The following is a 22734-nucleotide window of genomic DNA, read 5'->3' on the forward strand; positions in this document are numbered from 1 at the left end:
TTTGGAGGTTTATTAGACCATTACAGACCCATACGTAGGTTCATATTGTGCCTCATACAGCGAGCGTGACGACTGCAGATCTGACGCTGCCAGAGCGGCAAGATCTGCCTGGGTTGGATCATCTTCCAACTCGGCACTCAACAGGGTTGTATTCAGCTCATTATCGTAGTGGCCTAAGCGCTCTGCACGCGGAGAAATGCCGATGTGAATACGATAACATTTACTGAAATGCGGAGAAGATACAAAGCCACATGCGGTCGCGATGTCGATAATCGACATCGAGGTCTGGCGCAGTAACTGACGTGCTCGGAACAAGCGCAGCTTCAGGTAATATTTTGACGGCGGGCATTGCAGATATTTCTGGAACAGGCGCTCTAACTGACGACGCGACAAACCGACGTACATAGCCAGCTCATCCAATTCGATGGTCTCTTCAATGTTTGCTTCCATCAAAGTAATCGCTTCGACCAGCTTCGGCTGAGCAGTGCCCAGCACGTGACGCAGAGGTACACGCTGGAAATCATTTTCGCCACGAATTCTGTCGCAAATGAACATTTCAGAAATGCTCGCCGCTAACTCATGGCCGTAGTCCCGTTTGATCATGTTGATCATCATGTCCAGCGGTACAGAACCTCCGGTACACGTCATACGATCGCGGTCAATCACGAACAGATGGTTTGAGCATACAACTCGTGGGTAGGCTTCCTGTAAAGCCGCAATACACTCCCAGTGTGCCGCACATTCGTATCCATCCAAAACGCCTGCTTCCGCCAACAGGTACGGACCAGTACACAGGCCACCCAAACGCAATTGCTTACGTGCCAGAGATTGCACCCAGTTCACCTGACGTCGAGTGAAACTGCGGGTAATGTTTACCCCCCGACTACGATCAAGGTATCCAGCTTGGGCGCTGAACTCATTGATGCATCGGGAGTAATCTTGATACCGTCACTGGCAGAAACCGGCTCGCCGTCTTCCGTGATGGTGTACCAATCGTACAGCTCTTTGCCGCTAAGCTGGTTAGCCATTCTTAGTGGTTCAACCGCTGAAGCCAGCGCAAGCATAGTGAAGTTATTCAGCAGTAAAAAACCGATTCGGCCGACTTCTTTCTGCGCGTATCCTTGTCTGAGCGAGTTTTGTAAAACCGACATTGCGCACTCCAATTATATCTAATCATCGTTGTGGAGATTTTAACACTTTGCTAACTGTCCCATTTAGCAGTAACAAAGTAGCAACAACCGTACCCAAAAATAAATCTTCTATGATCCAAACAACCGACCATGTCGCAAACTGCTAAGTTATCTGCAGAAAATGTCGCTTATTTTTGTGACTTTGCCTTTAAAAATTTATTTTTCTTATACGATGATAAATAACTCACGTTTAAAACGGTGCAGACACCCTGCACTGCATTGGTTCACAAGCACTAAGAGAGGGAAACCAAACTGGTGATTGTTGAAAAGATGTTAACACTTTGTGCTGTAATCGCAAGATTAAAAAAGCGTCGTTTTTAGCTATTTTTATGATTGTGAGTTAGCGCAAACATTGTATACAAAAGATGCAAAAAAGGGAACCAGATGGTTCCCGAATTGAGTGAAGAAAGAGTGAGTGGATCACTTCACAAGTGGTGCTACGACAATACAGAAAGCCCGTTAATCTGTACCGTTTGCACCGTTAAGGACAAATTGAGAGGGTGCTGAGCGTTTCCGCTGGTGAGAGGCACATGACAGGCTCAGCGGGCTGCCACATACCTTGTTGCTTAGTAAAATACTGCTTGGTTAAATACTACCTTGCTCGACTGGCCGCCTTTGCGGTCAGCAGTATAAAAGCCGATGATTAACTCGTCCTTGTTGAACATGATGTTAGCCAGCGTCGGTAAGTGCATGCTGTTTGCTAACGCCTCGACGGGGTCGATTTGCGACATATGGGAAACTTTTTCTCTTTTTATAGATATTTCACCGTCCTCAGTCAGCGATGACTCTTCCAGTTCAACCACACAACAATTACCACCTCCAACTCTTTCAATATGAGCTATAACAGAAAGGCAGCAACTCAATAACAATGAAGATGCATCGTCGATAACACTCCAACACTAATGATACATAAATCACTGTTAATGGTAGTTAATTTGATTTAGATCAATTTATACCACAAAATGTACAACTGAGAGGCGGTGTAAAGAGTCCACAACAATAGTGCTGCCTGTTTTTCTGAACCAATCCGTTTACCAATCTGATAATCATCGACGGATACCAGAACCTCACTTTTTAAGGTATTTATATGAGCATTAACCGTAAATTCATTTTGACCATTACCGTTTTAATATGCTTGATCGCTTTGGTTTTGGTTGGTTATGAGATCCAAACCAGCATTAACCAGGTGAACGGACAGGCCAGCCGACAAAAAGAGCAAGCGATTCAGGAGACGACTCGCTTACTGAACACCACCAATGACATCATGATGCAGCGGGTCGAGAGCAGCATGAAGTTACTCAAGGAGCGCAGCAAACTGTTAGGCCCTGCACAATTGCAAGGACAAGAAGCAGTCGCAGGTCAAAACGCACCGGCGCTCTACTTTGGTGACACTAAACAATCGAACAATTACGATCTTGTCGACAGGCTTACCGGTATTATGGGCGGAACGGCAACGCTGTTTGCGCGCAGTGGTAACGACTTTATTCGAGTGTCCACCAACGTCAAAAAAGACAATCAACGCGCCGTAGGCACTTTACTGTCACGCAATGGTAAGGCGATGGCGGCGATCACCAGCGGTCAAAGCTATTACGGCATGGTTGATATCCTCGGCCACCCTTATATTTCTGCCTACGAGCCAATCATTGAGGATAATCAGACCCTTGGCATCTGGTATGTGGGATACCCCGCTAACATGAGCATTGTCACTGACTCCATTGCACAGTCGCGCATTCTCAATCAGGGATTCGTCGCGTTATACGACGGTACAGGCCAATTGCGTATGCATTCTGACAACCTCAGTGACGCCCAAATCAAAGCCGCGCTCGACCAGCCTGATGATTGGGTGATTACACGTTCAGACTATGCACCGTGGAACTATCAGATCGTAACCGCTTACCCGAAAGCTGAAATCTCAGCCATGATCTGGAAAATTTCCATCCAGGGAGCCGCGACTGTATTGGTGATCAGTTTAGTCATGATAGGGTTTATTACTCTGCTGGTAAGACGCATCGTGGGCAGACCGTTAGCCGTTTATGTTGATGCAATTCATAACCTGGCGGATGGCGAAGGTGATCTCACGCAACGTTTCGAGCTGCGTGGTAATGATGAACTCGCCACCATGGCTAAGGGTTTTAATAAGTTGTTGGATCGCATCCATACCACAATCAAACAGTCAAAAAGCGCTGCAGAAGCTGTCAATCAGTCTGCCGCTCAGTTGATGGCTATCGCAACCCAATCTTATGCAGCGTCAGAAGCGCAGAATAAGGATACCGAACAGGTTGCTGCAGCATCGCATGAAATGAGCCTTTCGGCGCAAGATATTGCGAAAAATACCACCAATGCGGAACACAACGCTAACCAGGCGAATCAAGACGTGAGTCGCGTCGGTGAGACTTTGACTCAGACCATTAACAGTATCCAGCATCAGGCGGATACGATTCAAAAATCCACTGCGGTGGTAGGAGAACTGGTTGATGCGAGCCACAGCATTGGCAACGTGCTGGGAGTGATTAATGACATCGCTGATCAAACCAACCTGCTGGCACTGAATGCCGCTATTGAAGCAGCTCGAGCTGGCGAACAGGGACGCGGCTTTGCCGTAGTCGCTGATGAGGTCCGTTTACTGGCGAGCAGAACCCAGAAATCAACAGAAGAAATCCGCGCGATGGTGGCGCGTTTGCAGACCAGCGGTGAAGAAGCCTCAGAGCAGATGACATTGAGCAGCCGCATCGCCGCAGATAATGTCCAGCAGGCACAGATTGCTGATGATGTCCTGAAAACCGTGCTTGCATCAGTAGCCAACATTTCGCAGCTTAATGCCGAAATCGCCAGTGCTGTGGAACAACAGCGGTATGTCGCAGAAGATGTGAGTAAAAACATCAATCAGATCCGTGAAGCCAGTGATCAGAATCTAAACCTGAACAGCGAAACTCAGCAAGCCTGTCAGACGCTTAAGCAACTGGCCGATAATCTGCACCATCAGCTCTCGCTGTACCGGGTGTAGGTAACATCAGTACAACTCTCCAAGCGGCCACATATGGTCGCTTTTTTTATGGTCGAACTTTGTTCAATACCTCATGCGCCAGGCCAGGCGCTATATTGCCGCGCTTTCATCTGTCCCTTTGTTGTTGTCTCACTGAGTCTATCAAGGGTAAACTGAGTGCTAGCAATAAGAAATATAAGGTTTTCTCAGCAATGGTTACGCCGCGCCCAACCGCATCGACGCATAAACAACAAGAAGTACAACGCATTATGGCCGCCCTTTCGGCCGCAATAGCCCAGCACAAACTTAAACCGGGTCAGCGTCTGGTCGAAGCGCAGATCGTTACTGCTCTGCAAGCCAACCGTAACCATGTGCAGACAGCTCTGCAGCGTCTTGCGCTGCAGCACATTGTCACCATCGAACCCAATCGCGGCGCGATGGTTTCTCAACCGACGGCACAAGAAGCGCGCGAAGTTTTTGCTGCCAGACGGGTAATCGAACGCGGTATTGTTGAAGATATTACGGCGCAGAAAATGGCCGAACACTGGCCGCAAATTGAGGCGCACATGCAAGCTGAACAAGCCGCGGTGCAGACCAACGACCGCCGCGCCATTGTCGGTGCCTTGTGTGATTTTCACCGCCTGCTGGCTAACCTGTGCGGGAATCGTGTCCTGATGGAGATGTTTGACAATTTGATGGTACGCAGTTCACTGATTGTTGCGCTTTATCAGCGGAACGATGTTCCGGCGTGTCAGCACAATGAACACCAGCAGCTTATTGATGCATTAAAAGCTGGTAATCAATCACAGGCTGTCGCTGTTATGCTGGCGCACCTTGATCATCTGGAAGCGGAATTGGTGTTGAGCCCGGGTAATGACCAAGAACTTGACCTTGGTGACGCACTCAGCCAAGCGCCTGTAACGCCAGATTAAGCAGCCGATAAAGAGAAACAGCGGGGAAAATGCTATTCCCCGCTGTTTCTCCTCCCTACACATTTAAAGCGGATGATGTAAGTTCACCTGCGGCCTAGTAAACGTTATCCGGCCGCGTTTGATCGCCATAACGGGTGCTTGTACAGTTGCGACCACATCCGCTTGACTGAGCGCGTCAAAAAAGACCGCATCGGCCACCTTACCGACTCCGATCCCGTAGTGTTGCAGTTTCATCAGCTTTGCCGAATCCCCTGAAATCCATTCAAAACACTGACTCAGCTCCGCGGGTGTCGCCAACTGAGCGACATTGGCATACAGATTCGCCTGCCTGACCTGAGAAGCATCACCGTAAGGCGTAAACGGGTTCTCAACGTTATTGGTCGAAATGGAACAGCACACGCCCTGCTTACTCAGCGGTAACAGCGGTGCAACACCACGCGGCACCAAATGGTCAAACTCGCGTCCGTTGAGAAATAAATCGGTGCTCGGCAACGCCGTTAACCGGACGCCTGCTTGTGCCATTTCCTGCGCCAGCTCTTGTAACTCAGCCGGTTTGACTGCCGACAGCTTAGTCACATGGCCCACCGTTACCCGGCCCTGATAACCAAATTCACGCGTCATTTCCATCACATATGGTAGTGTCATGGTTGAACTGTCGAGGTCAAAATCGAGATGAAAATCGAGATCGACATCATACTGAGTGGCCAGGCTAAACAGCGTTCTGACTTGCTGCTCAGGATCACTGTCGGTATAGGGGCAACCACCGAGCAAATCGGCGCCCTGCTCCAGCGCCTGCACCAGCAACTCGTAAGTCCCCGGATTATTATGCAGCCCCTCCTGAGGAAATACACACAGCTCGAGGCTCAGCGCCCAGGCATAATCCTGTTTGAGCTGCTTTATAGCCTCGAACCCGGTGAGGCCGACGACAGGGTCTATCTCGACATGGGTCCGCATATAGCTGGTGCCCTGGGTGATGGCCTTTTCCAGTACCCGTTTACCTCGCTGGTACACATCCTGGTAGGTAAAGCTTTTCTTCAGCTGTGATGTCTGTTCAATCGCTTCTTGCAGTGTGCTGTGCTGCAGCCGGCAACGTGACACCGTACACGCTTTATCGAGATGAACATGAGTTTCGACCAGGCCTGGCAGCATGAGTTGCCCTTGGGCATCAATCACAGTTGCTGCACTAAATGAGCTCACATCTGTCTCGTTTTGCGGCTCAAAAGCGGTGAAATATCCCTCGCGGATAAACGCGCAGCTAAGCGTTGACTGCCCTTCTAAACGACAATTTATCACTACGGTATCTGCTTGCATTAACTTGCTCCCATATAGGCTTTTTCTAACTCCGAATCGGATAATAATTGTTGTGCCGTACCTGCCTGCACTATCTTGCCGGTTTCGAGTACATAAGCCCGATCAGCAACCTGCAGCGCAAGATTGGCCATTTGATCGACGAGCAGTATGGTCACGCCGTCGTCTCTGAGCTGTGCCAAGGCATCATAGAGCTCAGCAATCATCGACGGCGCTAAGCCCAGCGACGGTTCATCGAGTAACAGGATGCGTGGTTTGGCCATTAACGCCCGTCCGACCGCGACCATTTGCTGCTCTCCGCCAGACAGCAGTCCGGCCTGACTCTCTATCCGATCGCGCAGGCGCGGAAAGCGCTGTAAAATCGCTTCAATTTCGTTTACCTCATCGACATCATCCTGACGTGAATACGCGCCGAGCAGCAGGTTGTCTCTGACAGACAGATCACCGAATAGCTGACGCCCTTCGGGAACCAAAGCCAGGCCACGTTCGGCAATCTGATCAGCATTCATGTGATGGATGTAGCTGTCATCAAGGCCAATCGTCCCGCCGGCGGGCTTCTTAAGCCCCGCCAGACAGCGCAGGATGCTGCTTTTCCCGGCACCATTGGCCCCTAAAATGGCGACACATTCGCCCGGATTAACCTCAATATCAACCTCATGCACCACAGGGGACGCCCCGTAGTCTATGGTCAGTTGTTTGGTAAACAGGACTGACTGTTTGGCAGCAGTCCACTGCTTGGCCCGTGGCGGGGCGTTATAACTGGTCGCGCCCAGATAGGCAGCAATGACCGCCGGATCCTGTTGAATCTGTAGTGGTTCACCCAGAGCGATCGGTTTACCGGCATCCAGCACCAGCACCTGATCACTGACACCCATCACCAGTTTCATATCATGCTCAACCAGAATGACCGCAATACCAAATCCGGCGATGGTCTTGATTAAACCGGCTAATTGATCGGTATCCTCACGGCTCAGACCTGCCGCTGGCTCATCCAGCAACAAAACCCACGGACAAGTGGCCAGCGAACGTGCTATCTCGACCAGACGGCGATCAACATGGGGTAGGTCCTGTGCGGGAGTATTGATGGATCCCTGATAACCGACCAGTGCCAGCAGATTCAGCGCCAGTTCGCGCTGCCCTGGCTGCCGGGCGTAAAACGGATGGCCGATACTGCCTTGCTGCATCGCCGTCAACAGATTTTCCAGTACTGACATATCATCAAACAACTGGCTGGTCTGATAGGTGCGTGAAATGCCGCAGCGGGCGATACTATGAGCATTGAGGCCAACAAGCTCTTCATTCAGGCTGACCCTGCCCTGATCCGGGGTATAAAAACCACTAATCATATTCAGCACCGTGGTTTTACCCGCCCCGTTAGGGCCGATAATACTGGTCACTTTGCCAAGCGGCGCTTCAAAACTGACCCCTTGCGCTGCGACCACACCACCAAAAGTAATACCGATATTGTCGACCTTTAGTGCACTGAGGCCGTTATCCGCACGATCGTAAAACGTCGCAATCAGATGCCGGTTGACCGATTTGGGCGGTAACTCAATGCTCGTTTTACGCAATCGTGTGGTCATTTCGCCGATCAGGCCGCGCGGAGCGCCCCACAGCACGGCGAGCAGCAATACCGCAAAAATCAGCAGGCGGTATTCCGCCAGCGGCGCCAGCAGCTCAGGCAATAAAACTACCACCGTGGCTCCCAGAACCGGTCCCCATAATGTGCCTGTTCCGCCCAGGATCACCACCAGCACAAACAAAATCGACTGAGTAAACGGAAACGTGCTTGGGCTGATGTACATCATCAGTGGCGGGATCATTGCACCGGCAAGCCCCGCAAACGCCGCTGATAAAGTAAAAGCCAGGGTTTGTGTATGCAGTGGATTAAATCCGAGTGAACGCGCTGCAACCGGACTCGATTTTACCGCACGCATTGCTTTGCCCCAGCCACTGTAATAGACCTGCTGATACATAATTAGCGCCGCGCCGAGGCTCATCATACCGATAAGCGCAAGCAGACGTTCCGGTTCCAATTCGCCCAATTCCGGCATCGGGATCCCCATCAACCCATTGGCACCACCAGTTACGTCACGCCACTCCATCAAGCCGTGATGGACGACGAAAGAGAACGCGATGGTCACCATTGCCAGATAAGGCCCGCTAACCCGCATGGCCGGGATAGCCAACAAGCCACCCACGGCGCCGCACACCAGCGCGGCAGCCACAACGGCCAGCCCGAAAGGAACGCCATTCAACAGCAACAACCCGCTGACATAAGCGCCAATCGCATAAAAAGCGATATGGCCAAAACTGATCTGGCCGCTCATCCCCATCAGAATGTTAAGACCAACGCCAACCAGTGCCGTGATAGCACAGAGGGTAAACACCAGTAACGAATAACTGTCGAGCAGAAAACAGAGCACGGAACCTGCCAGGGTAAAAAGCGTAATCCACAACCAGGATTTTGACTGAGTGATACTCATACTTTGACCTCCTGTCCTTTTACAAACAGGCCATTGGGTTTGACCGCTAATGCCAATATGACCAGAGAGAAGGTAATGATCTGAGTGAACGCGGAGCCAAAATAAACGGTGACTATCGCCTCCGCTAAACCAAAAATCAGCCCGGCACTGAACACGCCGGACGCACTGGTGATACCGCCCAGAATGGCGACCGCAAAGGCTTTGAGTCCGAACAGCGTGCCCATATCCGAATGCACCGCAAACAGTGGCGCGATCAGAATACCAGCGATCGCAGCGAGCACCGTCGACATGGCAAAACTGACTGCGACAACACGACTGACATTGATGCCCATCAGACGGGCCGAATCAGGGTTCTGTACACAGGCCAGCAGCACTTTGCCTAAACGGGTACGGCGCACCAGCATTGCCAGTAACAGCGCGATAATCACACCGACTACGGGAATCATGACCTGCAGTGCATACACTCCGCTGCCGAACAAGTCGACACTGGTGGTAGCAAATTCGTTGCTAAACTGACGCGGCTCTTTACCGAAAGTAAACAACACCGCATTATCGATTAAGATCCCTCCCGCAACCGTTGCCATCAGCCAGGCATCAGAGCCTTTATTGGCAAACGGGCGTACCAGAAAGCGTTCTATCGCTAAGCCATATAACGCACTGAGCAGCAAAGTGACACAGAAGGCACCCCAGTAAGGCATGCCCCACGTGATGCAAAAAGAGTAAGCCAGCACCGCCCCGAGCATCATGGCACTGCCCTGGGAGAAATTAACGGTTTTGCTGACGATATAAGTAATATGAAACCCGAGGGCAAGGAGAGCATACATGCTCCCCAGACCCAGCCCGGTAATAATGGCAGCGGTTAACATGATGTAACGCTCTCCTATCCGTATTGACTGACCAAATATTTGTATTGACTGACCACCGTTCAGTGCGAGTTACTGAACCGGTACGATTTGGTCATTGACGAAATGAGTGAAAACATAATCTTTGGCACCAATCGCATCATGTTGGGTTTGGGTGAAAGGCCGTTTAAAATCTTTAATCAAGCCCTGATAATCATCGATACGATAGAAACCGTCACGAATGGCACTGCCTTGAGTAGAACCTGCATTTTGTATCGCCAGCGCGGTCAAATGCATCGCATCGTACGCATTGGCAATGCCCACGGCCGGTGTCACATCAGCCACACTTTTGATTTCTGGGAATTTCGCCTGCAATTTACCAAACACTTCACCGCCTTTCCCCGATTGAGTATCGGTAAACGTAAAGGTCTGAATAAAATGCACCCGATCCGCCGTCGGTCCGGCCAGCTCACCAAACCGGCCGCCCGCCGGGCCCCAGTGAGAAACAACAGGTACGTCCCAACCCATACGCTCCAGTGATTTCACCACTTGTGCTGAAGGTGCCACGTTAGCCACCATCAGCAAGGTATCGGTACCTTTTTCTTTCAGCCGGGTGAGTTGTGGCACTAAGTCAACATCACCAGACTCAATACGTTCTATCCCGCTGTATTCCAGACCGCGCGCCAGCAATGCCTTGCGGAATCCCTTCTCGTTTGACTCTCCCCAAGGGTTATTAATCAGCAACATACCCGGCTTTTTCATGGCATAGTTGTCAATGCCATATTGCACCAGCGCTTCATCAACCACTTCATCCACCGCCGAAACACGGAATACATAATTCTCTTTGGCGCCATTCTGGGTGATAGGCGTACCCGCCGCCCAACCCCCCATAAACGGCATTTTCATTCGGTTAGCAACAGGCACGATGGCAAGGGAAACCGGCGTATCCAAACCGCCAAACAGCACAGCGACATCTTCTTTCTGGATCAGCTCGCGGGCAGCCAGCAACCCTTTCGACGGATTGCTTTCATCATCACGCCGTACCAGCTCCAGCGGGCGCCCCAACACCCCGCCTGCCTGATTAATTTCATCAATAGCGATAACCAAACCACGGGTAATCGCCTCACCCGATTTGGCAGACTGGCCTGACAGCGCCGCGACCAATCCGACCTTGATCGGTTCGGCAGCATATGCAGCCAACGTACTCATGGACAGTGCTGCCGTGACACCCACCGAAAGTCCGTGTTTAACCAGTTTGTTGATTGTTGAACGTTTCATAAGATCCCTCTTTTCATTAATTGCTAGCCATTGCATAATTATTGCTAGCAATTTGAGTGCCAGACGAAAAGTACCGAATTTCGTGGAATTTGCCAAGAAATCTGCACAAAAAGATCCAAATCAGATTCGTTTGCACCATTAATAACCAACCAAGGAGAGACGCCATGTCAGAAACAGACAAAGCAGTAGAAATCGTCAGCCAGTTTTTGGAGGCCTCAATGAAGCCGGATCCGGAAACCGCCGCTACTTTTATGGATGAGCAGGTCAAGATCACTTTTACCGGGCGCAGAGAAATGGCCAACGCACAGGCCATCACCGCCTTCAATCAACAGCGCTATCAATGGATAAAGAAAGATATTGTGCAGTATGACGCGGTGCAGAAAGCCGATCACTGCGTCGTCTATTCGATTGGTTATCTGTACGGACAATGGCCGGATGGCCGCCACTTTAATGGCAACCGCTATACTGACCGCTTTGAGGTGAAGAATGGTAAAATCACCAAGATGGATGTGCTTAATGACAGCGCGGAGTGGATCTTAACGCCGGAGATCAACCGCGAGCAGGTTTGAACTCACGGAGAGGTCACTTAACAATAAACGAGTCAGGAACAAGAGCAGACAGAGAGCAGAACACCAGGTTCTGCTCTCTATTTTGTTATCAGGATGAAGTGTCTACCATGACCACTTGCGTCTGTCCGCTGACTATGCAGGCCTGACGACTGCGCCCGGTCAGTTGGGTAAATTGCGGCGACAAGATAGTAACAATCCTATTAATCATCGTTTATCTTATAACGATTCATTCTAATTATAGACCTGCGTCACAAAACCACGCCATGTTAGTCTACGTGCCTTTTCTGTTCCAATTTCCAACTTGTTGGTAAGTAAGGTTTTACATATGAATAAAGTACAAGCATGGTGGGGAGCAGCGATTGCCTTCGTAGCTCTGCTGCTTGGCGCAACTCTGCTTAAAGACGCATCGCTGTTTATGCGCCTGCTCATGGGTCTGGCGCTGGGCTTCGCCCTGACCAAAGGTTCACTGGGGTTTGCGGGCAGTGTCAATCGTGCTTATCGCCGCGGCTCAACCCAGCTTTTGCAAACGCTGATGTTTATGTTTGTGGTTACCGCTGTGGTCAACGCAGGCATTCTGTTTAATGCTGATGCTGGCGACTACCGCCTCTGGGTTAACCCAATCAACATCGGTCTGCTGGTTGGCGGCGTCATGTTCGGCGCTGGCATGAGCTTATCAAGTTGCTGCGCCACTGGGGTAATGGTCGAGATGGTCGGTGACATCCCTCGCGCACTGATTACCCTGCTGTTTTTCGGTGCTGGTGTTTTCTTCGGATTCCCGCTGCAATCCACTCAGGAATGGATTACACACACCGTAATATCGAGCCCGAGCTACGCCGGTAAAGGGGTATTCCTGCCAGATCTGTTCAGTTGGGATCCGCTGAATGGCTACTTTATGTCAGTAGTCGTAACCATTGTTTTTGCTTCAATCGTGATTCTGGCTGCGCGTAAATATCAGGCGCGCCGTGAGCAAGCCGGTACCTTCTATGGTGTAGACGGTGAAATGCTGCGTGAACAGAGCGCGCAACAGCCAAAACCAAGCACTAACGCGACGCTTTTCAGCAAAGAAAACTACCAGCGCTGGTTAGGTAATGTTTGGCAAATGAATACCTCTGCTCTGGTTATCGCACTGGTGTTTGGTGTCATGATGGTCTCAACCGGATCTGGCTGGGGGGCGTCAACGCCATTCGGTATCTGGTTTGGTAAACTGCTGATGGTGTTTGGTGTCAGTTCAGCGGATATTGCTGCGTTTACTCACCGTCCGGAAGCGCTGTTTAACCTGCCGTTTCTCGAACACGGCGTCAGCGTGCAGAACCTGGCGATCATGATCGGTACTTTAGTTGCAGTGCTATTTCTGGGTAAATTTTCCCTGTCGCTGAAAACCAATTACTCCGTTCGCCACTATGCGTTATTTGCACTGGGTGGCCTGCTGATGGGCTTTGGTACCCGTTTTGCCAATGGCTGTAACGTCGGCGCTTTGTTTACGCCTATCGTCAACTTCTCTCTTTCAGGCTGGGTTTTCCTGATTGTATTGTTGATCGGTGGCGTGCTGGGCAACCGTCTGCAAGCCGTTGTTTTAAAACAGTGCTGATTGTTCCGCGCCGCTAATCCAGTTCCCATCTAGTTATTTGGCAAAGCTAGGTGATGAGAAGAATTTAGAGATTAGCCAAAACTCCTTTAACGCCGTGTATCCCACGCGGCGTTTTTATTTTTGCCTGGGCAGATTGGGCTTTGTCAAAGCGTGTTTAAATTTCACGCGGCTCAATGTGTCTTAAAACAAGACGAAGTCGATGCTTGAACAAAGTCACTCTATGCTAAACCGCTCAAATGTCATCACAGTCTCGCCCATAAGCGGAGAGCGGATTCCAGCAGGGTCAATTAAGTGGTAATATTGCCAGATTAAAACGTGCTGTGGCGGCGGGTAAGCACAGGTTGTTCTTTTGGCAGGCCTGCGATTCTCATCCAATCGTCTGTTATTTCCAGCTTTTTACCACAGACAAAACCATTAAATTAAAAGGCAATATTTTCAAATGGTTAACAACAATATCCAATGGTTTCCTGGCCACATGCATAAAGCAAGCAAGGAAATCGAAGAAGCGATCCCTCAGGTAGACGTCATCATCGAGGTACTGGACGCACGTATCCCGTTCAGTAGTGAGAACCCGGTGATTTCACGTCTGCGTGGTGATAAACCGGTCGTTAAAGTGCTTAACAAACGCGATCTGGCCGACCCGGAAATGACGCAACTTTGGATTGAGCATCTGGAAAAAGAGCAAGGCGTTAAAGCCATGGCGGTCACCACCTCCAACGTGCAGGAAGTGCATAAAATTCTTGAATTGTGCCGTAAGCTGGCACCGCACCGTGAAGAGATCGGCAAGAACATTCGTACCATGATCATGGGCATCCCCAACGTGGGTAAGTCCACCATCATCAATACCCTGGCCGGACGTGTGATTGCGCAAACGGGTAATCAGCCTGCGGTAACCCGCCGTCAGCAGCGTATCAACCTGCAAAATGGCGTCGTACTGTCTGATACTCCGGGAATTCTGTGGCCAAAAGTTGAAAACCCGCACAGCGGTTTCCGCCTTGCCGCAACAGGTGCAGTGAAAGATACCGCGATGGAATATGACGAAGTGGCGTTCTATACGGTGGAGTATCTCGCCGCTCACTATCCGGAAAAACTCAAAGAGCGTTACCAAATCGATGAGTCGCCTGAGTCAGATGTTGAATGGATGGAAGCGATTGGCCGTAAGCGTGGCGCCTTGCGTGCCGGTGGCCGTGTTGACCTGCATAAAGCATCAGAAATTCTGCTGCATGAACTTCGCCAGGGAGTGATTGGCCAAATCACGCTCGAATTACCGGAAATGATCACGCAAGAGCTGATTGAGGTTGAAATCGAAGAAGCTCGTAAAGCAGAAGAGAAAGCAAAGCGCAAAGAAGAGCGTCGCAAGCGTTACCTACGTAACAAACGTTAAGCGCGCATGCAGAGATGGCGCTATCCATCCCTGTGACTGACTTTTTTATGACACTGACTTTGTAAGACAAAGGGCGCTATCTAAGCGCCCTTTTCGTATTGGTATCAATGAGATTGACAGACTGATTCAGTTCACAGCCAGGAAGCTAAAAACTCATTCACTCCTGAAGATCTCCCCATTAGCGATTAATTCCCGCCAATTTCACCAAAATATCTTCCAGTTGTTGCCAGGGCATCAGCTGTGAGTCAATCAATTCAATCCGCGACTCAAAACCTTCCAGGCTCATTTCATTGACGGAAACCACACCCTGAGACACATTGAACGCATAGCAGCCACGGTCTGTATTCACCACAGCCTTAATCCGTTCCGCTTTAAGATCGCTGAACAGAGAGAACAGCTCATCAAAGCCAAACGCAAATTCAGCGCCAAACAGCCAGCCACAACTGAAATAGCCCTGCCCCTGATTTTCACGGCGTACATAAGGTTGCTTCGGATCCAGTTCAAACTGTGGCTCCATCTCTGCGTGATGGTGATGATGGGCATCACGCGCGTCCACTTGCTCCGGCACCAAACGTTCAATATCCAGTATTTCCAGCGGCAGTTGCCCGCGCGATACCAACTTATGGAAGATTTTGGACGGAGACTGGTCGGTAACCCAATCGTTAAACGCATCGATATCATCCACATCGCATTCATCAACTTTATTACCAATGATCACCTCGGCGCTGCCAAGCTGATCATTAAAGTTCTGGTTGCTGATGTATTTTTCGTTACGCAGATTGCGCGGGTCAACCAGCGCAATCGTCGCTTTCAAATCCACATATGGCAGATACTGCTCGGACGTCAGAGTGGCAATCACTTGTTTCGGGTGGCCGAGCCCGGTCGGTTCAATCAGCAAACGATCCGGCTTTTGCCGCAGCAGTGCGTTGATTCCCACGGACATTGGCACACCGGCAGTGCAACACATGCAGCCGCCCGGCACTTCTTTTATCAGCGCCCCTTGCTCGGACATCATAGCGCCGTCGATACCAATTTCACCAAACTCGTTAACCAGTACCGCCCACTTTTCATCGCTGGGTTTAGTACGAAGCAGGTTAAGTATGCTGGTGGTTTTACCTACACCGAGAAACCCGGTAATTATGTTGGTCGGAACTTTTGCAGTCATGGTTATACTCCCTTTTGTAATAGTATAACGTTCAAACCAGCTGCGAGTAAAAAACTATTACGAGATAAAAACTATTGCTAGATAAACGAGTTAGCCGCGCTTTTTATATCCACTCAATTTTCGACATCAAAACAAAATATTGATACACCTTATCAATATTTCTCAGGCAGGCTGGCGACTGTGCATAGATAAAACAGACAAACAGAGTGAATAGCAAGCGGCAAAAAATTCAGGTACTAATGAAATAACCAGAAACAGATACCGTAACAGAAACCGACGAGTCAGATAGAAACAGATACCGTAAATAGCAAAAGGCGCACTGACTATAGCGCGCCTCTTTTCCCCGGAACTCAATCGTGAGTCTGCGAGTCAGTCTGTTCTGTGTACCAAACTGACCATTGGCGAGGACATTTGATTTGAAGTACTTTTTGAATCCATCCAAATTGTAGGTAAGGCCTTTCAATTCCTCCATTTCGAAATAATCAAATCTGCCTTACCCTTTAAATATGGTTCATTACGCTGAAAAGACAAGTTTTTTCGCATATTTTTGATGATCATTGCATGGTTTTTAGAATTTTAGCGAAATCAATCATATATGAAAATCAATATTGCATTCTTGTCGCTATAGTTGAATGATGTGGCGAGTATAATTCAAGGCCACCCCCTGAATTCCCAACCCTTGAGGCCTTATTTTCATGACGAAGAGTGAGAAGTTGAAGTACAGTTTACTTTCCAAAGTTCCAAAAGATGCAATTAATCAATTTCTCTCTAAAGAAAAAACCCCCGCTTCCGTCCTGTTCCTCTCCCTTATCGTTGGTATTCTTTCAGGCATCGTCGGTACTTATTTCGAACAAGCGGTTCATTTTGTCTCGGAAACCCGTACCGACTGGCTGCGCAGTGAAATTGGTAACATGTTGCCGTTGTGGCTGGCCGCCTTTTTGATCAGTGCTGCTCTGGCCTTTATCGGCTATTTTCTCGTGCACCGTTTTGCTCCAGAAGCTGCCGGCTCTGGTATCCCGGAAATCGAAGGTGCGATGGATGGCATGCGCCCTGTACGCTGGTGGCGAGTGCTGCCGGTCAAGTTCTTTGGTGGTATGGGCGCGCTGGGTTCAGGTATGGTTCTTGGCCGTGAAGGGCCAACTGTGCAGATGGGTGGCTGCATCGGTCGCATGGTGTCGGACATTTTCCGCATCAAAAATGACGATACGCGCCATTCTCTGCTGGCTTCCGGCGCAGCCGGTGGTCTGTCCGCGGCATTTAACGCACCTTTAGCTGGCATTATGTTTGTGATGGAAGAGATGCGTCCGCAATTTCGCTATACCCTGATATCCGTGCGTGCGGTCATTATTTCGTCGGTCGCAGCCAACATTGTCTTTCGCAGCGTCAACAGCCAGGATGCCGTGATCACCATGCCGCAATACCACGCACCGGACTTACCTTTGTTAGGTTTGTTTTTACTACTTGGTGTTCTGTTTGGCATTTTTGGTGTGCTGTTCAATAAGCTGATCACCACAGCCCAGGATATTTTTGTTAAAATTCATAAAAATACCCGTAGCCGCTATCTGATTACCGGCTCACTGCTGGGCGGATGTTTTGGGTTAACTCTGCTGTATATTCCTGAACTGACCGGCGGCGGTATTGCACTCATCCCGACCATTACTAACGGCGGTTACGGTGCTGGCCTGCTGTTATTGTTGTTCCTGGGCCGTATTCTGACCACTCTGATCTGTTTCGGCTCCGGCGCTCCGGGCGGTATCTTCGCGCCGATGCTAGCACTGGGTACACTGTTCGGTTATGCGTTCGGTCTTATCGTGCAAAGCATGCTGCCGGAACTTGGGATTGAGCCAGGTATGTTTGCGATTGCTGGTATGGGTGCACTGTTCGCAGCAACGGTGCGGGCGCCGATCACTGGTATCCTGCTGGTGATTGAAATGACCAATAACTACTACCTGATTTTGCCACTGATCATTACTTGTCTGGGTGCAGGTACCTTCGCACAGCTATTTGGCGGACAGCCAATTTACAGCCAACTGCTGCACCGCACACTGAAAAACGACAAACTACGTCAGCAAGACTTACCACCACAACAAGCAACTCCGGTAAAAGAAGCCGCCACAGAATCAGCATGATATACGACTATGACTAAATGCTTTCAGATAAAAGTGGTTCAGACAAAAATTGGTTCAGGTAATAATGCCACTCATTGCTACTTGTTCACGGTTTTGTGACAGTTATACATCTATTGTTACACACTGATTGCTAAAAATTGATAGAATCGCCGCGCATTAAATCTTTGCTGTGCGGCGATTTTTTCATTCCTTCCACGTTCGCCGCAACTTGACCTTAATTAAACGGAGTCTGGCGTTGAACTGGAAAAGGCTGATTCAGGTACAAAGTGTTCCTCCTTCCCAAGCGGCCCTGGCATTAGGACTTATAGGGCTTGGCCAGGCATGGGATTTGTATCTGCCACAAATCGGCTCAGTATTACGCCCCTACATGGTAGTTGCCGGTGCCATTCTGTTGCTGCCGGTACTGGCGCGATACCTGACCAGTTATTCGACATTCATGCGCGATATCCGCGATCCGCTTTCCGGCAGCCTGATGGCACCTATGAGTATGGCGCTGTTGATTCTGTGCGATTATCTGGCATTGATTTCACCGCTGATCGCCTATCCTATCTGGGCTATTGCATTGCTACTGCACCTGACCATGATGGTGCTGTTTTTCAGCTTCCAACTGCTCAATTTCAGAATGTCGCACATTGTGCCGAGCTGGTTTCTCTATCCGGTTGGTCTGATAAGCAGTTCCCTGGCTGGAACCCAGTTCGGTCATACTCTGTTTTCCGAAACCCTGGTGTCGGTCTGTATTGGGATCTATTTCTTCATGTTGCCATTGGTATTGTACCGACTGGTGTTTGAAGGCATGCTGCCGCGGCGCGCCCGGCCAACACTGGCCATTATGGCGGCACCGATCAACCTGACGCTGGCGAGTTACCTGGTGAACTTTCCCCATCCGGATCCTATTCTGACCGGCGCACTGGCGGGGATAGCAATTACGATGACTCTGCTGATCTATTTATGTTACTTCCGCCTGCTGAAACTGAAATTTCAGCCGTCCATCGCAGCGGTCACCTTCCCTTCCGTCATCAGTGCCATTGCGATGCACCGCCTGACGACTTTTTTTCAGCACGACTTTCCACACTGGCATTGGCTGCATAAATTTGGGTTATTTGAACTGAGTGTGGCGAGCGGATTAGTTTTATGGGTTTCTATCGGTTACGTTAGAATGTACTGGCCTGAATTATTCCCGCCGAAGAACAACACATCAAATAACGGTCTACCTAAGTAAAAAATGACCACGACCATTACGTCTGGCAGGGCCAAATCACTGTGCCCGAAACGGAAAACAATCACCTTACACTCTCTGAGTGTAAGGTTTCTTTCTTAATAGACAACTCAATATAACTCAGTTTGCCATCGCTTCCAAAATAATCAATTTACGTAGGTGACGTCGCTGCAAATATCATCCATATATCTCTTGTCAGCTGGCATTATTTTCACATAACAAGGATATTGATGATGAACACCAATGCCAAAATCCATTACCTGCCTGATTTTATTCAGCGTCGGTTAGAGTTCTTTATTGAAGATTTAATTCATCCCAACCAGAACGGTAAACATCTGGTATTGGGAACAAGGCCGCAATACGGAGATATTGTATTGCAAAGCAATGATTATCTCAGCCTGGCTAACCACCCTCTGATTAAAGCACGGCTGAAAAAGGCTATCGATGAGACACAGGACAGTGTTTTTATGTCAGCCATTTTCCTCCAGGACCAGGCGTCCAAACCCAGTCTTGAACAACAGTTGGCAGATTATGTCCATTTTGATTCATGTCTGTTGTCGCAGTCCGGCTGGAACGCCAACACAGCGCTATTGCAAACTATTTGTCCACCAGACAGCCACGTTTACATCGATTTTTTTGCTCATATGTCACTGTGGGAAGGTGCTCGTTACGCCAGTGCGAACCTACATCCGTTTATGCATAATAACTGCGATCATCTGCGCAAGCTGATACAGCGCAACGGGCCAGGGCTGATCGCAGTCGACTCCGTCTACAGCACCCTCGGCACTGTTGCGCCTTTGGTGGATATCGTAGCCATTGCGCAGGAAACCGGGTGCGCCATTCTGGTCGACGAATCGCATTCCATCGGCACACACGGTATTCAGGGAGCGGGATTAGTTGCCGAGCTTGGCCTTTCTTCCCAGGTCGATTTTATGACTGCCAGCCTGGCAAAAACGTTCGCATACCGTGCCGGGGTTATCTGGACCAACAATTGCGCGAACCAGTGTATTCCTTTTGTCGGTTATCCGGCCATATTCAGTTCGACCATTCTGCCGTATGAAATCGCGGCGCTTGAGGCTACATTGGACGTGATAAAAAGTGCCGACAAAAAGCGTGAGCAATTATTTAATAATGCCCGCATGCTAAACCAGGCGCTGAATAATATCGGGATAACGACACGCAGCCAGTCACAAATTATTGCGCTGGAAACCGGAGATGAACGTAATACGGAGAAAGCGCGTGACTATCTGGAGCAAAATGGCATCTTTGGCGCGGTATTTTGCCGGCCGGCAACGGCCAAAAACAGAAACATTATCCGTTTGTCGGTCACCAGTTCGGTCACCGAGCAGCAAATCGATAAAATCGTGTCTGTCTGCCATCAGGCGCAACAAAGCGGGGATGTTTATTTCTATTAATCAGGAATTGTTTCATTAACCAGCAACCGTTTCATTAAGAAGCGACAGTTTCATTAAGAAGCAATCGTTTCATTACGAAATAATAGTTGCACTATTCAGGTTTATTTTTATTAACCTGGTGCGGTTAATCAGACGGGTATACAACAGGATCCGGCTCCTGATAAAGGAGCTAGATCCAATTGGCCAGTTTACCCAATAGCTTATCTTTATCAGCCGGTTTAACAATGTAATCGTTCATACCGGATTGCTGAATCTTTTCAATCGTCAGCGGGCTGTTATCACCGGTGTGACCCACAATCGGCACATGACGGTACGGTTTATCAGATTCACGAATCGCTTTGGTCGCGGCGAGGCCATCAATAACCGGCATCTCGATATCCATCAACACCAAGTCGAAAGTATTGTGTTCCATCTCATCCAGCGCCTGCTGGCCGTCATTGGCCTGAATCACTTCATAGCCCTGCTTTTCCAGCAGCAAGGCGGTGAAAGTACGCAGCGACTGATTATCGTCCACCACCAGAATACGACGTTCACATCTGGTTTTTTTCAGCGGCACCACATTGTGATCCGGCAACAGCGGTTCCGCTTCAAAAAACAGATGATCAAGCTGCTGATTGGTATCCATCAACAGTTGGCGTATCTCAAGCGGAAAGACTTTGAGATGACGTTCTATGTTGATTGGATAACGATTCTGCTTGTCGTACAGATAGGCGATTTTGGCTTCAGTCGCGTGTAACTTAGTTTCCAACTCCACCATCGACTGCCACTGACCGTTGACCTGTTCCAGATCGATCAGAATCAGATCATATTCCAGCTCATACTCTTCACGTTGTAACGCTTCCGCCAGGGTCAATAAATGCAGACGAAAGCCCTGATAAAAAGACTGTTCACTTAAATGACGGCTGAGCAAACCGTCATCGCCTACGTAGAGCACCGTTTTAGTTTTCATCAGGTCCAGCTTAATATGACCGACGACTTCAGAGTGATAGGCAGGAAAACTGAGGATAAATTCCGTCCACTCGCCCAACACAGATTCACAGCTGATATTACCGCCAAACGATTTCATGACCTTGCGGCAAAACGGTAATCCGAGACCATAGCTGCCATTTTTGCCAAAGGTATAGAAGTCTTTAAAAATTTCTTCCAGCCTGTCCGGAGCAATACCCACTCCGTTGTCACGCACCTTGATCATGTTGTGTTGCGCATCACGGGTCAGGGTCACATCAATCGCAAACTGTTCGCCATTCTGATAATAAAACGCATTTTTGAGTAAGTTATATAACGCGAATTTTAATAACGTATCGCTACCAAAAAAATCAAAATCTGCCTCAACGCTCAGGCTCACCGCCTGACGATCCAGCGATCGCTTGTACGAAAACGATTTGAGTGCATGGCTGACCACTAGCTCTGCGCGCTGCTTTTTAAACGTCGACGTTGAAACTCGGTTCTCATCAATAGATGTCAGCAGTAAATCAATAGTCTCATTACCCGAATGAATCACATCGTCGGCATTTTTAAGAATCTCGTACAACAGACTCAGATCCTGACCATCAATATGAGCGCCCAGCCGTTGGTCAGTGGACTGCGCCGGCAAGATGGTACGCAAAACGTCCACAGAAGACTTTAAGGCGCTCAACGGATTACGCATCTCGTGCGCGATCCCCGCGCCAAATGACTTCGCTATCGACACTTTGGACTCATGCGAACTCTGATTGCGGAAGTAGAACAGGTTACCAAACACATAGGTAAACAGAAAAATCGGTACGTAAGGCCATAAGATCCAGTCTGTCAAAGACTCATCGCGTACCCAATACGTCACCAGGTAGGCTGCGAGGACAGACAACAACGCCTGCAGCAGCATCACCTTGGTCTCATGCACCAGCAGGATATGCAGAAAAATAGACGCCATAAACGACATCGCCCACACCGTCGACCAATCGTTCATCAGCAACATGTAAGCAAAGAAAAACGGTAAGCAGAAGCTGATGCTGAGCAGATAATAACAAGGCATATAACGCTGCATCAGTTTGGGCAAACTGTTGCGAAATGCGATACCGGCAAACAGACAGGAACAGAACAACCGCAGCCAGATGTTTTCATATGGCTGCGGGAATAAAAACGCCCAGATGTAGTAGTACACCGGAAAGCCGACAAGCCCCATCCAACCGACCAGAGTCAGGTTTGGCTCAGCATACTGGTATATTTTCTTAACTACGTCCATGCACTCTTACCGAAAAAAGACCCTAGGA

17 protein-coding genes are annotated in these 22734 nt (G+C 49.4%); 8 read left to right on the plus strand and 9 right to left on the minus strand.

Annotated elements, in window-relative coordinates; translation table 11 throughout:
• Positions 1 to 12: 12 nt before the first annotated feature.
• The 3 genes from KNV97_RS01665 to KNV97_RS01670 all read right to left on the minus strand — a co-directional run bounded on the left by KNV97_RS01665 (position 13) and on the right by KNV97_RS01670 (position 1993).
• Positions 13 to 834: a GlxA family transcriptional regulator gene (locus KNV97_RS01665; protein WP_256611761.1), complete on the minus strand. Its 822-nt coding sequence runs from the start codon at positions 832 to 834 to the stop codon at positions 13 to 15.
• A gap of 38 nt (positions 835 to 872) precedes the next feature.
• Positions 873 to 1151, minus strand: coding sequence for a type 1 glutamine amidotransferase family protein (locus KNV97_RS21825; protein ID WP_256611763.1), 279 nt, complete (start codon positions 1149 to 1151; stop codon positions 873 to 875).
• 605 nt (positions 1152 to 1756) lie between these two features.
• Entirely contained in the window at positions 1757 to 1993 is a 237-nt protein-coding gene (locus tag KNV97_RS01670; protein WP_136485687.1) for a hypothetical protein, read from the minus strand.
• Between the two features lie 284 nt (positions 1994 to 2277).
• Here KNV97_RS01670 and KNV97_RS01675 point away from each other — a divergent pair, with 284 nt between their 5' ends.
• Together KNV97_RS01675 and KNV97_RS01680 are read left to right on the plus strand one after the other, a co-directional pair.
• Positions 2278 to 4194, plus strand: a complete 1917-nt coding sequence (locus KNV97_RS01675; protein WP_218561951.1) for a methyl-accepting chemotaxis protein — start codon at positions 2278 to 2280, stop codon at positions 4192 to 4194.
• A gap of 191 nt (positions 4195 to 4385) precedes the next feature.
• Positions 4386 to 5105 (plus strand): GntR family transcriptional regulator, encoded by a 720-nt coding sequence (locus tag KNV97_RS01680; protein ID WP_136485683.1) that lies wholly within the window; start codon positions 4386 to 4388, stop codon positions 5103 to 5105.
• Positions 5106 to 5168: 63 nt separating this feature from the next.
• Here KNV97_RS01680 and KNV97_RS01685 read toward each other — a convergent pair whose 3' ends face one another.
• The 4 genes from KNV97_RS01685 to KNV97_RS01700 form a co-directional block, all read right to left on the minus strand.
• Positions 5169 to 6302, minus strand: coding sequence for an amidohydrolase family protein (locus tag KNV97_RS01685; RefSeq protein ID WP_256611765.1), 1134 nt, complete (start codon positions 6300 to 6302; stop codon positions 5169 to 5171).
• Positions 6303 to 6415: 113 nt separating this feature from the next.
• Positions 6416 to 8899, minus strand: coding sequence for a branched-chain amino acid ABC transporter ATP-binding protein/permease (locus KNV97_RS01690; RefSeq protein WP_218561953.1), 2484 nt, complete (start codon positions 8897 to 8899; stop codon positions 6416 to 6418).
• The gene (locus KNV97_RS01695; RefSeq protein ID WP_218561954.1) at positions 8896 to 9765 is read right to left on the minus strand and encodes a branched-chain amino acid ABC transporter permease; all 870 of its coding nucleotides are present in this window, start codon (positions 9763 to 9765) and stop codon (positions 8896 to 8898) included. Before KNV97_RS01695 ends, KNV97_RS01690 begins: the two co-directional genes overlap by 4 nt.
• 69 nt (positions 9766 to 9834) lie before the next feature.
• Positions 9835 to 11019, minus strand: a complete 1185-nt coding sequence (locus KNV97_RS01700) for an ABC transporter substrate-binding protein (RefSeq protein ID WP_218561955.1) — start codon at positions 11017 to 11019, stop codon at positions 9835 to 9837.
• A 164-nt stretch (positions 11020 to 11183) separates the two neighbouring features.
• Between KNV97_RS01700 and KNV97_RS01705 the strand changes: the two genes are divergently transcribed.
• The 3 genes from KNV97_RS01705 (at position 11184) to ylqF (ending at position 14560) form a co-directional block, all read left to right on the plus strand.
• Positions 11184 to 11588: a nuclear transport factor 2 family protein gene (locus KNV97_RS01705; RefSeq protein ID WP_218561956.1), complete on the plus strand. Its 405-nt coding sequence runs from the start codon at positions 11184 to 11186 to the stop codon at positions 11586 to 11588.
• A 325-nt stretch (positions 11589 to 11913) separates the two neighbouring features.
• Positions 11914 to 13176: a YeeE/YedE family protein gene (locus tag KNV97_RS01710; RefSeq protein WP_136485671.1), complete on the plus strand. Its 1263-nt coding sequence runs from the start codon at positions 11914 to 11916 to the stop codon at positions 13174 to 13176.
• Positions 13177 to 13615: 439 nt separating this feature from the next.
• Positions 13616 to 14560: a ribosome biogenesis GTPase YlqF gene (ylqF, locus tag KNV97_RS01715; RefSeq protein ID WP_136485669.1), complete on the plus strand. Its 945-nt coding sequence runs from the start codon at positions 13616 to 13618 to the stop codon at positions 14558 to 14560.
• Between the two features lie 178 nt (positions 14561 to 14738).
• Here the strand turns inward: ylqF and KNV97_RS01720 are convergent, their stop codons facing one another.
• Positions 14739 to 15725 carry a CobW family GTP-binding protein gene (locus KNV97_RS01720; protein WP_136485667.1) on the minus strand — a complete coding sequence of 329 codons (987 nt, stop codon included), beginning with the start codon at positions 15723 to 15725 and terminating at the stop codon, positions 14739 to 14741.
• Between the two features lie 695 nt (positions 15726 to 16420).
• On the opposite strand from KNV97_RS01720, the gene clcA reads away from it, so the two are divergent.
• The 3 genes from clcA to cqsA all read left to right on the plus strand — a co-directional run bounded on the left by clcA (position 16421) and on the right by cqsA (position 20485).
• The gene (gene clcA / locus KNV97_RS01725) at positions 16421 to 17854 is read left to right on the plus strand and encodes a H(+)/Cl(-) exchange transporter ClcA (RefSeq protein WP_136485665.1); all 1434 of its coding nucleotides are present in this window, start codon (positions 16421 to 16423) and stop codon (positions 17852 to 17854) included.
• A gap of 235 nt (positions 17855 to 18089) precedes the next feature.
• Positions 18090 to 19073, plus strand: a complete 984-nt coding sequence (locus KNV97_RS01730; RefSeq protein WP_136485663.1) for a TDT family transporter — start codon at positions 18090 to 18092, stop codon at positions 19071 to 19073.
• A 230-nt stretch (positions 19074 to 19303) separates the two neighbouring features.
• Positions 19304 to 20485 (plus strand): alpha-hydroxyketone-type quorum-sensing autoinducer synthase, encoded by a 1182-nt coding sequence (cqsA, locus tag KNV97_RS01735; RefSeq protein WP_218562110.1) that lies wholly within the window; start codon positions 19304 to 19306, stop codon positions 20483 to 20485.
• A gap of 169 nt (positions 20486 to 20654) precedes the next feature.
• On the opposite strand, the gene KNV97_RS01740 is transcribed toward cqsA, so the two are convergent.
• Positions 20655 to 22706, minus strand: a complete 2052-nt coding sequence (locus KNV97_RS01740) for an ATP-binding response regulator (protein ID WP_218561957.1) — start codon at positions 22704 to 22706, stop codon at positions 20655 to 20657.
• Positions 22707 to 22734 lie beyond the last annotated feature (28 nt).

It is taken from the genome of Vibrio ostreae (assembly GCF_019226825.1).
Taxonomy (GTDB): domain Bacteria; phylum Pseudomonadota; class Gammaproteobacteria; order Enterobacterales; family Vibrionaceae; genus Vibrio; species Vibrio ostreae.